We start from the raw sequence: 11,791 nt of genomic DNA on the forward strand, positions 1-11,791 counted from the left end.
AGAATTATAGGACATATTATTTAAACTAGTTGTAAGTTTTATATGATAAGATAATTTTCAATATTATTTATATCATATAGAATTTATCTTTTTAGCTTTTAACTAAAAGTAAAATATGATATAATTTATTAGAAAATAAATAAAAAGGAGAATAGTTTATATATGGATATGTTATTTAAACTATTAGCTGAACATGTATATTTAATATTATTTGTGTCACTTATTTTAGAATTTGCAGCTTTACCTTTACCAGGTGAAACTATGATGGTTGTAGCTGGAATAATGGCATATAATAATCATGGTAGTTATATAGGGATGATTATTGCAAGTGCGTTAGGAACTGTAATAGGGATGCAATTTTCTTATGAAGTTGGTAGAAGATTGGGAACTAGAGCAGTTGATAAATATGGTTCATATATTGGACTGACGCCGTATAGAATGACGAAAGCGGCTGAATTTTTCAATAAATTCGGCAACATAGTAATAGTAATTGCATACTTCTTACCAGGAGTTAGACATATACTTGGATATTTCTCAGGTATTTCACGAATTGATGCCAAAAGATTCCATCTATATTCAACAATCGGAGGGATTTTCTGGGTAGTAGTATTTATTACTTTAGGATATGTATTAGGACCAAGTGCTCCACATGCATTTAAATTATTACATAAATATGGAACAATGTTGTTCATTATTGGTATAGCTGCGTTGTTTATCTACTTAATCTTTAAAAAATTAGGTGCAAAAGATTTTGCGATCTTCTTTAAAAAACGATTTAAATATCTAGTGGTACTGCTTATTGTAGAGGCTGCGGTACTAATTAAATTTGTAGTATTAGATGAAAGAGCACACCCTAAATTAAAATCTGATATTATATTTTATTGCTTAGGATTTTTAGCATTTGTAGCATTTTTACTATATCTAAGAGTAACTTTAAAACATGATACATCTGAGAAATTACTTGTAGTTGTTGATTATCAAAAAGATTTTGTTGATGGTGCATTAGGGTTTGAAACTGCTGATCAATTAGATAAAGTCATTGCTAATAAAATTGATGAATATTTAAAAGCTGGACAAGATGTAATATTTACTAAAGATACTCATTACACAAACTATCTTTCAACTCGTGAAGGTAAATATTTACCAATTGAGCATTGTATTATTGATAGTGAAGGTCATAATTTATATGGAGATGTTGCTAATTATGAAAGTTATGCGAAAAGAGTATTTAATAAAACATCTTTTGGTAGTATCGATTTAGCACATTATATCTCACGTAGTGACTATAAAGAAGTGGAATTTTGTGGTTTAGTTTCTAATATTTGTGTATTAAGTAATATTATTATGACGCAAACATATAACGAGAAAGTAGAAATTACTGTAGACTTAAATGCGACAAAAGGATTAAGTGAAGAGGTTAACTCGACATTTAAGACTTATCTACAGAATTTAACAGTAAATGTAAAAGAATAGAATATAATATGAATCATTTTCCGAACATTTAGAAAGTGGTTCATATTTTTTTTATGTTTTTATTGGAAATTTAGTGAACTTTATGATAAACTAATGAATAATATTAGGAAGGAAGGGACTGTTATGAATTATTTATTAGTATCACCAAATTTTCCAAGTTCACAGGAAAATTTTGCAAGAAAGTTAGTAGAAAAAGGAGTTAAAGTATTAGGAATAGGGAGTGAGAGTTACGATAGTCTTTCTAGTGTTTTAAAAGATGCTTTAACTGAATATTATAAAGTAAATGATTTAGAAAACTATGGGGAAGTTTTAAGAGGAGTAGCATTTTTAATCTATAAACATGGAGTTATAGATAGAGTGGAGTCTAATAATGAGCATTGGTTATTTTTAGATTCAATAATTAGAGAACAGTTTAATATAACTGGTGTGAAACCGAAAAAACTAGATTTTACAAAATATAAATCGAAAATGAAAGAAAGATTTATAAAAGCTAATGTTCCAGTTGCTAAGGGGCGTGCTGTAAAAAATATTAGAGAACTTGAAAAAGCAATTAAAGAGATAAAATTACCAGTAATTGCTAAACCAGATAATGGAGTAGGAGCAAATAATACTTATAAACTTTTATCAAAAAAAGATGTAGAAAACTTTAAAAAACAATGGACTCAAGAAGTTGTATACTTTATTGAAAGTTATGTAGACAATGGGATTCTTTGTACGTATGATGGACTAATTGACTCTAAAGGAAAAGTTGTTTTTGAAACTAGTTTCTATTACACAAAACCTACATTAGATTTATTGAACGATAGCCTAGATTATGGAAATATTATTCCAAAAGAAATTGATCCTAAACTAAAAGAATATGGAAGAAAAATTGTTAAAGAATTTGGAATGAAGGAAAGGTTCTTCCATATCGAATTTTTCAAATTACCTAGTAACGATTATATTGCTTTAGAATATAATAATCGTATAGCTGGAGGATATACAATAGATTTATATAATCATACATATGAGTGTGATTTGTTTGAAATGTATGCGGATGTTGTCGTAGGAAATGAACCGAAGAAAGTCCAAAATAATTATAATGGAATAGCTCTGTCAAGACGAGATAAATATATATATAAGTATACGAATGAGGATATTTATAATAAATACTCAAAAGAAATTCGCTTAGTAGATAGAGTGCCAGCGGTTTTTGCAACAGCTATGGGAGAATGGATGTATATATTGGTAGATGAAAATATTGAAAACATCAGTGATATGATGAATTATATTCACGAAAAATATGAATAGGAGGATTATTTGTGAAAAATAAATTTATTAGTGGTCTTTTACAAATTTTAGGAATTATGATTGTTGGGGCTATAATAGGATATTCTGTCGGTAAGATTGCTGGAGACTCACTTTCAAGAGTTGGTGCTCCAAATATAATATTGTTATTAATAGCAGGAGTAATAGCTTTTATTTTACAAGTTATAGTTCATGAAGCGGGGCATTTAGTTTTTGGATTGCTATCGGGATATAAATTTATAAGTTTTAGAGTATTTGATTTCAAAATAATAAAAGATGAAAATGGAAAACTTAAAATTAGATATGAAAGATTACCAGGTACTGGTGGTCAGTGTCTGATGAGAGCACCTGAATATGTTGAAGGAAAGTTTAAGTATAAATTATATCTTCTAGGTGGTGTAATATTTAATATTGTATTTTCTATTGTTTCTTGGCTAATCCTACCAAGTTATTATACATTATTATTTGCTTTAATAGGATTTACATTAGCTTTTCTAAACCTGATTCCGATGGGATTTAATGATGGTATGACGTTCTACCACGCTAGTAAAGATGAAACTACTAGATTTGTTCTATACTTACAATTAGAATACGTATATTATCAAAGTATTGGTAAGAATTTATTAATAGAAAAAACAGAAGTAGTGGAGAAAATAAATTCATTAGAAATAACTAATACAAATTATCTAACTGACTCATTAGAATTTATAAAATTAGATGGTTTAGAATATTTCTTTGAGTTTGAGGCTTTATATAACGAATCAAGAAAATTATATATTGAAAGAGAGGATTTGTTACCGGTTTATAAAGTAGAACTAATGGCATTGTTAGTGAAATTAATAAGCTTGGTAAATCCTGAAGATGAATTATTGGAAGAACTAATGAATGATAAAAGTTTGAAAGTTCGACTTAAACAAAAAAATCCACAGACAAAGAATATACTCGCGACTTATGAATGGGGAATAAAATTTGATGATGAAAAAGCTATGATCCTAATTGAAGAAGCTAGAAAATTAAAAAATAAAGCACCAAATTTATATGTTCAGAATATAGAGATGAAATATTGTAATTATTTAGAAAATAAAATCTTAAAGTAAACAGAAAAGATATCAAGGGCTATATAGAGCTGTTGATATCTTTTTGTAATAATATATTATTAAATAAATTGGAAGCGATGTGTTCTTAGAAATATAACTGTATAAAGAATTATTTTATTTAGGTTTCTTCGATATTAAAGCTGAAAAGTCTAAATCATCGTATTTACTTTTGTTTAGACCAGTTAATGAATCGAAATCAGTATCTGGAAATAAAGGATCGAAATCATCAAGTTCAGTGTTTGAAGAGGTAGTCTTTAAAACAGTATCAGAAGACTTAGAAATCAAATTATCTATCTTAATATCATTATTGGCATATTCTTCAATATTAAATTCCTTAGTTTGAATAGCCTTATTAATAGATTGTGGGGTTATTTCATCACCATTATCATAATTATATTCAATAGAAACTTCTCCGAAATTAGAATCAACAGCGTCTTGTTGATTGTAAAATAATACTCCATACTCTTCTAAGAGTTCTTCTTTTGAATAATTCTTTAGTGGATCTTCTATAGGCGATATTGTACTTTCGTAAACTTTCTTAACTAGATTTTCATCTGTTTGAATTTTATTGTCCTTAATATTCCAAGAAGAAATAAGTCTATGAATAATATCTAATTGTTCACTTGAAAGAAAATGAAGTTTTGATTTGATTTCATTTAGTTTATCCATAGTATTATACTGCTTCTCTATTTTCTTTTAAGTAATTAATGTAGTCATTTCCCCAGATTTCTAATTCATTAAGTACTGATTGGAATTTTTTTCCAATATCTGTCAGACTGTATTCAACTTTAGGTGGAATTTGAGCATAAACTTTACGGTTTATTAATCCATCTTGTTCTAATTGCTTTAATTGTTTTGTTAATGTAGCTTGGGTAATTGTCCCTAGTGATCTTTGTAACTCATTAAATCTAACACTTTTATCTTCTAGAAGATGAAGAATAAGGATTGTCCATTTTCCAGATAATATTTTTTGAGTTGTAAAAAAAGGGCATTTTCCAAAAGGTTCTTGTTGTTCCATAAAAAAATCTCCTTAAAATTCCGTTGATATTATACAATTCTATCTATAAAGATACTTACTATTATAAAAAAACGTACTTGTTATTTTTTTGGTAAATATTATAATAATATATATAACAATTATAAAACAAATAATAAAGTTTAGCAATAGCTAAAAAATGGAGGACATAATAATGACAGAAGCAAAAAATTTATATCAAAATAGAAGAAGTGTATATGCGTTAGGTAAGAACTTACCAATTTCAGAACAAGAAGCATTAGAAATTATTGATAATGCGGTTAAGCATTCACCAAGTGCTTTTAACTCACAAACTGCACACGCTGTAGTATTATTAGGAGAAAATCACCAAAAACTTTGGGATATTACTTTTGGAGAATTAGAAAAATTCTTACCAAATGAAGAAGCTAAAGCAGCTACAAAAGGTAAAATTGAAAGTTTCGCAGCAGCTTACGGAACAATTTTATTCTTCGAAGATCACGATGTAGTGAAAGGTCTTCAAGAACAATTCCCATCATATGCTGATAACTTCCCAATTTGGTCAGAACAATCAACAGGGATTGCATCATTTGCAGTTTGGAATGCATTAGCAGAAGCTGGAGTTGGAGCTAACATTCAACACTATAACCCAGTAATTGATGAAAAAGTTGCTGCAGAATGGGATATTCCAGCTAACTTAGTACTACGTGCTCAAATGCCATTTGGTGAAAAATTACAAGAAGTTGCACCAATTGAAAGAACTTCAAGAGTAAGAGTAGTAAAATAATATTTAATTTAACAACAGATTAAATGAGTAATAATAACAGTGCTTACTCAAAAGTACTAGATTTTAAAAATAGTTTACATGAAAACTCATAGACGCAGTGGTTTATTGATATCTAAATTCGCTTTGCAAAAGCTTTTTAGATATCTAATAAACTGTGTGGGAGTGACTCTACAAAATTGATTTCAAAGAAATCACGTTTTATGAGTCACTCCCATTTTTTTACGTTACTAATTACGCTGTTAGTTGTTGGAATATACTGGTAAATATGGTATTATAGTAGATGGTAAATAAATTAAAAATTTAGAAGGTTTAACAATGTTAAAAATAGTTATAAGAGATTTAGAAGATACTAAACGTTTAGCGAAAATTGTTAGTGAAGGTATAAAAGGTAGATTAGTACTTTTATTAAATGGTGATCTAGCCGCAGGTAAAACAACATTTACGAAATATTTAGCAGAATATTTAGGAGTAAGAAGTGTAGTTAATTCACCAACTTTTAATATAATGAAAGAGTATAAGTATCCTAATGGAAAATTATATCATATTGATGCTTATCGTTTAGAGGATAGTGATGAGGACTTAGGATTTGAAGATATTTTCTTTGAAGATAATGTTAGTATTATTGAATGGGGAAAATTTATTGAAGAATTCTTACCAAATGAAAGATTAATTTTCAATATTCGCTTAGTAGAAGATTACAGAGAAGTTGAAATTATTTCTAGTGGTGAATATAAAAAAATTGAAGAAAGGATTCGTGAAAATTGGTAAGTTTAATAGTAGAGGCTTCTAATGGAGTATGTTCAATAGCATGCTTTGATAATGAAACAGTATTGGCAGAAAAAAACATTGTATGTAGTAATAATTTATCAGCAGTAATTTTAGAAGAAATCGATAATTGTTTAAAAGAAGCGGATAAGAAAAAAACGGATTTAACTGAAATTATATCAAGTGAAGGACCAGGATCGTATACAGCAATTCGTGTAGTCGCAGCTGTTTGTAAGACTTTAGCTTACACACTGAAGATTAATTTGAAGAAAGTATCTTCTTTAAAATTACAGGCTTTATTAGAGTTTGATAGTAACAAATTATTAGTTCCATTTATCGATGCTCGTCGTGGTAATGTTTTTGGAGCTGTATATAAAAATGAAGAAGGAAAATTAGTAGAGATACTGAAAGAAGGATACTACTCTCTTGAAGAAATTAATAACTTTTTATCATCTCAAAGTGATGAATTTGTCTATATTAGTAAAGATATAGAAAAGTTAAATGATCTTCTTTTAGAAGGTTCAAAAAATAATGATATGGTTCGTGCAGCTAATGTTTTAAAAATTTATGATTCATTAGAAGATGTGGATTGTTATAATATGAAACCACAATACTTAAGAAAAACTGAAGCAGAAAGGGAACTTGAAAATGATAAAAATAAATAAAGTTGATGTTAATGATTTAGATGTATTATCGAGAATAGATGTAGATAATTTTGAAGATGCATGGACAAAAGAAATGTTTAAGTCTGAGCTGGAACATGAGAACGCAGAGTATTACGGATTATTTAATGATGGTGAAATCATTGGATTCTGTGGTGGTTGGCTTGTTGCTGATGAATATCAGGTTAATAAGATAGTTGTTGATAAACCGCATCAAAATAAAAAATTAGGACAAATTTTCTTCACTTATGTAATGCAACTTTTAAAATTAAAAGGTGTAAAAAAAGCGATCGTTGAAGTTCGTGTAAGTAACATGCCTGCGATAACTGTTTATGAAAAATCTGGCTTCACAACAGTTGATATGAGAAAAAATTATTACAAAAACAATGGCGAAAATGCTTTTGTAATGGTAAGGGATTTTAGTAATGAAAGAATTTAAAAATTTAGATAATGTAACTATCTTAGCTATAGAAACAAGTTGTGATGAGACAAGTGTAGCGGTAGTTAAAAATGGAAAAGAAGTGCTTTCGAATATCGTAAGTAGTCAAATTGAAACTCATAAGCAATTTGGAGGAGTTGTTCCTGAAATAGCAAGTAGACAACATATAGAAGTAGTAATGCAAATAGTTGAAGAAGCTTTGGAAGAAGCGCAAACTGCTCTGAGTGATGTAGACGCAATTTGTGTAACACAAGGACCTGGATTGATAGGTTCATTACTAGTTGGTGTTAATGTTGCGAAAACATTAAGTTATGCTTTAGATAAACCATTAATAGGTGCACATCATATTGCAGGACATATTTATGCTAGTAATATAGACAATGATATAGTTTATCCATCATTAGCTCTTGTTGTAAGTGGGGGACATACAGAACTAGTTTATTTAAAAGATGAACTTGATTTTGAAATAATCGGTTCTACTCACGATGATGCTGTAGGTGAAGCGTACGATAAGGTCGCGAGACAGTTAAACCTTGAGTATCCTGGTGGTCCTAAAGTAGACAAACTAGCCAAGTTGGGTGAAGATAAGTATAAATTCCCGCGTGCAATGATTGATAGTGATGATTATAATTTTAGTTTTTCAGGTATGAAATCAGCGGTGATTAATTTTGTACATAATGCAAAACAACGTGGTGAAGAGATTGTACCTGAAGATTTAGCTTGCAGTTTCCAAACGGCGGTAGTAGAAGTTTTAATCGCAAAAACTAAAAAAGCTATTGCGAATCTAGGTGTTAAACAGTTGATTTTAGCAGGTGGGGTTGCAGGTAATAGCGAACTTCGTAAGCAAGTCATAGAGCTAGAACAACAATTAGGGGTAGAAGTACTTATTCCAAAAATGAGTTATTGTAGTGATAATGCGGCGATGATGGGAGCGGCGGGATATTATTATTATAAAAATAATATATTTGCAAATCCATTAACGCTAAATGCGAAGTCAACATTAGATTTAGAAGAAGTTAGAGGATAAACATTAGAAGGGAACTGACTCGACAAAATTGATTTTTTCAAAAGCATGATTTTTGAGTCACTCCCTTTTTATAACTGTTTTGGTGTAATTATGAAAAGACAACTTGAAGAATTATTAGATACTAATTTGCAACAAATAAATCATATTTCTGAAAATAAGCATTTTATAGGATTTTCTAAAAGATTAGGACAACGAGTATTCGTTAAAATTTTTAAAGATCCATTGAAATATAGACCAGAGTATAAGTTTTTAAGAAATAAAAGTAATTTTTTACTAAATTTTCCTGAGTATTTTGCACTAGTATTGAAATATGAAGACTTTACCCCACTAAATAAGGAAAGCATAAATGATGAAGATATAATAAAAATAGCAGAGCTAATATCTGATTTTCATAGAGGAAATTGGCTCTCAATTGAAAATGACAAAGAAATTTCATTGGAAAAAGTTCTAGAAAAAAATGTATATAGATTAGCTGATAGAAAAGAGTATACTAAAATAAGTGAGTTTCATTCTAAGTTTCTAAAAAATATTAGTAAATTAGATGAAGAGTATGAAAAAACATTAGTTTTAATTCATGGAGATTTTGGTCTTAGAAATATTATGAGAAAAGATGATAATTTAGTATTAATAGATTTCGAAAGAGTTAAATATGCTAGTTATTATTTAGATTTCATTAAATATTTTTATCAAGATTTAGATAATGATAAATTAAAAAAAGAGCTTTTTTTAAAACATTATTATGAACATTCAAATGAGGAAGTGCTTTCTGAGGAACTAGAGTACTGCATGATTTTTATCTCGGCATTAGGTATTTTAAACTATACCAAACGTGTTAAAGATAAAGAATTTGAGGAGTTAGGATTAAAAATGTTAGAAGATGTTGAAAATTATTTTTTTAAATAACTATTAAGGAATAGGAGAGTTTAAGAGTGAATAGAATTAGTGAAGAAAAACTAGAAGAAAGTCGTAGACAAGCATTACTTTTAGTTGATAAGTTGAAAGATAACGTTAATGATTTAAAAAGTATGAGAGAACTGTCAAAAATAGTTTCTAAGGATTCAGAAATGAATGATGATTTTTGGACAGAAATATGTAATATAGATTTTACAAAAATTGAATTTTTCCCTGTAAGATCTTTGTTGGCTGGTATATTAAAAAATAAACAAGATAATTCAAATATTTCAAATATATATAATTATTTAGTAGTAGAAAATACAGAATATCTTAATAAATACGGGCAGAGTGCTTCTAAAAATTCACCAGCAATGATGGTGATATATTTTGCAGGTTTCTTGGGAGTCGGATTGTTTGTAATTGTTAATTTTATAATGTTAATGTTAGCTCGTGGAAATTTTGAAGAGGTTCTTTTTAATTTAATAGCAGGAACATTTTTAAATGCCCTTGTTCTTGAAGTAATTGATAGACAGTACATCTGGGAATGGGAAGTACCATATTTTGAAAATAGTAAATTCCTAGCGTATGTTTGGACATATATTCCGATTATAATAATGTACATATATATGAATATTTCAACATTTATTACACAAGGATCTAACTACAATATTAGTAATGAAATTAAACTTACTATAAGTACTTATATTTTAATTTTAATTATTGTTAATGGTTTATTCAAATTAAAAAATTCTGCGGATTTTATGTATAAAGTATACATAATAATCTTTAAAATAATAGCTTTCATAAGTTTTATTTGTATTATACCTGCCTACTTTTTCAGAAAACTACCAATTGATTGGATGTATATTCTGATAACTGTTCTGATTGTAAGTAGTGTTAGAGTATTAGAGAAAATTAATGATACAAGATCTGCAAAACTTCTATTTTATCCAATGACGTTTTGTTATTTAGCATACACTCAACCACGAGTGATTAATACTCCTATTTTAGAGGAACAAAATATATTGTTGTATGTTTCAGGAGTATTAGCAATCTTAATAATAGTCATAAGTAAACTTAGAGAAATAACTAAATAAAATTAATACTACTCCCTTTCTATATTGATAAGAAAGGGAGTGATAATTTTTATAACTAATAAATTTATATTACAAAGTGGTTTTGATTTTATTTGACCATTATTTATGTTAAAATATAATATGATTAATATTAGGAGGCGATGATATGGCGAATATTTATTTAGATTACGCAGCAACATCAAGGAAACATTTTGATATTATAGAAAAGAATATGAATATACTAAAAGAAATCTATGCTAATCCAAGTAGTAGCCATACTCTAGGAAAGAAAAATGATAGGCTAGCTCGTGAAGGCCGCGAGAAAATAGCTAAAACTCTAAATGCAAGTAGTAATGAAATAATTTTTAATTCTGGGGGTACTGAAAGTAATAATACAGTATTTAATCATGTATTAACTAGATTTGAAACAGGAGAAATAATAATTTCATCTATAGAACATCCATCTGTTAAAGCTAGTGCTAAGAGACTTGAAAGATTTGGATTTAAGGTTCATGAATTATCAGTAGATAAAAGTGGTGCTATATCACTAGAGGAATTAAAAGATAAGATTAATTCCAAGACGGTGTTAATTTCAATTATGTTAGCAAATAATGAAACAGGGGTATTAAATCCTATAAAAGAGGTTTCAGAACTTATTGTAGATAAAAATATACTATTACATAGTGATATTGTTCAAGCATTAGGAAAAGTTGAAATTAATGTGAAAGAATTAGGATTGGATTTTGCCTCTGCGTCAGCGCATAAATTAGGTTCACTTAATAACTTTGGATTTTTATATGCAAAAGATGGAGACGTTGAACCATTATTATTAGGTGGAGGTCAGGAAAATGGTCTTCGTTCCGGGACGACCGATTTATTAGGTATATTAGTTCTTAAGGACTGTTTGTCAGAGACATTAAATTCAATTCCAGCTCTTAGAGAACTGAAGAACTACTTTATTTCAGAACTTGAAAAAAATGGAGTTGAATTTGAAGTAAACGGATCTATAGAGAATTCATTGCCGAATATATTGAATATATACTTTAAAAATATTGAAGCACAACGACTTATTACGTATCTAGATGCTCGTGACATTTATATTTCTGGTGGATCAGCTTGTAGTTCAGGGAACATTAAAGGAAGTCGTATAATTACAGAAATGTATGATATTGAACGTGCTGCACATTCTGTTAGAATTAGTGTAGGATTTGATACTAGCAGAGAATTAATTGATGAAGTTATTGAAAAGATTGTAACTTTAGAGAAAAGAATAAAAGAAAGGAACTAATA

13 protein-coding genes are annotated in these 11,791 nt (G+C 28.4%); 11 read left to right on the forward strand and 2 right to left on the reverse strand.

What is annotated here, in order from left to right; genetic code table 11:
- Nucleotides 1–162: 162 nt before the first annotated feature.
- From ACWOA3_RS01485 to ACWOA3_RS01495, 3 genes are all read left to right on the forward strand, one after another.
- The gene (locus ACWOA3_RS01485) at nucleotides 163–1,473 is read left to right on the forward strand and encodes an isochorismatase family protein (protein ID WP_456883856.1); all 1,311 of its coding nucleotides are present in this window, start codon (nucleotides 163–165) and stop codon (nucleotides 1,471–1,473) included.
- Between the two features lie 123 nt (nucleotides 1,474–1,596).
- Nucleotides 1,597–2,763 carry an ATP-grasp domain-containing protein gene (locus ACWOA3_RS01490; protein WP_003146367.1) on the forward strand — a complete coding sequence of 389 codons (1,167 nt, stop codon included), beginning with the start codon at nucleotides 1,597–1,599 and terminating at the stop codon, nucleotides 2,761–2,763.
- A gap of 11 nt (nucleotides 2,764–2,774) precedes the next feature.
- A complete protein-coding gene (locus tag ACWOA3_RS01495; protein WP_003146365.1) occupies nucleotides 2,775–3,857 on the forward strand; it encodes a zinc metalloprotease in 1,083 nt (360 codons plus the stop codon).
- A gap of 114 nt (nucleotides 3,858–3,971) precedes the next feature.
- Here ACWOA3_RS01495 and ACWOA3_RS01500 read toward each other — a convergent pair whose 3' ends face one another.
- Both ACWOA3_RS01500 and ACWOA3_RS01505 read right to left on the reverse strand, forming a co-directional pair.
- A complete protein-coding gene (locus ACWOA3_RS01500) occupies nucleotides 3,972–4,526 on the reverse strand; it encodes a hypothetical protein (protein ID WP_003146363.1) in 555 nt (184 codons plus the stop codon).
- A gap of 4 nt (nucleotides 4,527–4,530) precedes the next feature.
- A complete protein-coding gene (locus ACWOA3_RS01505) occupies nucleotides 4,531–4,875 on the reverse strand; it encodes a winged helix-turn-helix transcriptional regulator (RefSeq protein WP_003146362.1) in 345 nt (114 codons plus the stop codon).
- 172 nt (nucleotides 4,876–5,047) lie between these two features.
- Between ACWOA3_RS01505 and ACWOA3_RS01510 the strand changes: the two genes are divergently transcribed.
- From ACWOA3_RS01510 to ACWOA3_RS01545, 8 genes are all read left to right on the forward strand, one after another.
- Nucleotides 5,048–5,638 carry a nitroreductase family protein gene (locus tag ACWOA3_RS01510; protein WP_456883857.1) on the forward strand — a complete coding sequence of 197 codons (591 nt, stop codon included), beginning with the start codon at nucleotides 5,048–5,050 and terminating at the stop codon, nucleotides 5,636–5,638.
- 315 nt (nucleotides 5,639–5,953) lie between these two features.
- Entirely contained in the window at nucleotides 5,954–6,406 is a 453-nt protein-coding gene (tsaE, locus tag ACWOA3_RS01515) for a tRNA (adenosine(37)-N6)-threonylcarbamoyltransferase complex ATPase subunit type 1 TsaE (RefSeq protein WP_003146358.1), read from the forward strand.
- The gene (gene tsaB / locus ACWOA3_RS01520) at nucleotides 6,400–7,068 is read left to right on the forward strand and encodes a tRNA (adenosine(37)-N6)-threonylcarbamoyltransferase complex dimerization subunit type 1 TsaB (protein ID WP_456883858.1); all 669 of its coding nucleotides are present in this window, start codon (nucleotides 6,400–6,402) and stop codon (nucleotides 7,066–7,068) included. The genes tsaE and tsaB overlap by 7 nt, the downstream gene beginning before the upstream one ends.
- Nucleotides 7,052–7,504 carry a ribosomal protein S18-alanine N-acetyltransferase gene (gene rimI, locus ACWOA3_RS01525; RefSeq protein ID WP_003146355.1) on the forward strand — a complete coding sequence of 151 codons (453 nt, stop codon included), beginning with the start codon at nucleotides 7,052–7,054 and terminating at the stop codon, nucleotides 7,502–7,504. The genes tsaB and rimI overlap by 17 nt, the downstream gene beginning before the upstream one ends.
- A complete protein-coding gene (gene tsaD, locus ACWOA3_RS01530) occupies nucleotides 7,491–8,531 on the forward strand; it encodes a tRNA (adenosine(37)-N6)-threonylcarbamoyltransferase complex transferase subunit TsaD (RefSeq protein ID WP_003146353.1) in 1,041 nt (346 codons plus the stop codon). The genes rimI and tsaD overlap by 14 nt, the downstream gene beginning before the upstream one ends.
- 90 nt (nucleotides 8,532–8,621) lie before the next feature.
- Nucleotides 8,622–9,434, forward strand: a complete 813-nt coding sequence (locus ACWOA3_RS01535; RefSeq protein WP_155801189.1) for a phosphotransferase family protein — start codon at nucleotides 8,622–8,624, stop codon at nucleotides 9,432–9,434.
- Between the two features lie 26 nt (nucleotides 9,435–9,460).
- Nucleotides 9,461–10,522 (forward strand): hypothetical protein, encoded by a 1,062-nt coding sequence (locus tag ACWOA3_RS01540; protein WP_456883859.1) that lies wholly within the window; start codon nucleotides 9,461–9,463, stop codon nucleotides 10,520–10,522.
- 145 nt (nucleotides 10,523–10,667) lie between these two features.
- On the forward strand, nucleotides 10,668–11,789 hold the full coding sequence (locus ACWOA3_RS01545; RefSeq protein ID WP_003146349.1) for a cysteine desulfurase family protein: 1,122 nt from the start codon (nucleotides 10,668–10,670) through the stop codon (nucleotides 11,787–11,789).
- The last annotated feature ends 2 nt before the right edge of the window (nucleotides 11,790–11,791 follow it).

The organism is Gemella taiwanensis, assembly GCF_054054385.1.

Bases quoted from the DNA above. Each gene is read 5' to 3' on its own strand.
- ACWOA3_RS01485 (WP_456883856.1), top strand. From the start codon at position 163: ATGGATATGTTATTTAAACTATTAGCTGAACATGTATATTTAATATTA.
- ACWOA3_RS01545 (WP_003146349.1), top strand. From the start codon at position 10,668: ATGGCGAATATTTATTTAGATTACGCAGCAACATCAAGGAAACATTTT.
- ACWOA3_RS01510 (WP_456883857.1), top strand. From the start codon at position 5,048: ATGACAGAAGCAAAAAATTTATATCAAAATAGAAGAAGTGTATATGCG.
- tsaE (WP_003146358.1), top strand. From the start codon at position 5,954: ATGTTAAAAATAGTTATAAGAGATTTAGAAGATACTAAACGTTTAGCG.
- ACWOA3_RS01535 (WP_155801189.1), top strand. From the start codon at position 8,622: ATGAAAAGACAACTTGAAGAATTATTAGATACTAATTTGCAACAAATA.
- rimI (WP_003146355.1), top strand. From the start codon at position 7,052: ATGATAAAAATAAATAAAGTTGATGTTAATGATTTAGATGTATTATCG.
- ACWOA3_RS01500 (WP_003146363.1), bottom strand. From the start codon at position 4,526: ATGGATAAACTAAATGAAATCAAATCAAAACTTCATTTTCTTTCAAGT.
- tsaD (WP_003146353.1), top strand. From the start codon at position 7,491: ATGAAAGAATTTAAAAATTTAGATAATGTAACTATCTTAGCTATAGAA.
- ACWOA3_RS01490 (WP_003146367.1), top strand. From the start codon at position 1,597: ATGAATTATTTATTAGTATCACCAAATTTTCCAAGTTCACAGGAAAAT.
- ACWOA3_RS01505 (WP_003146362.1), bottom strand. From the start codon at position 4,875: ATGGAACAACAAGAACCTTTTGGAAAATGCCCTTTTTTTACAACTCAA.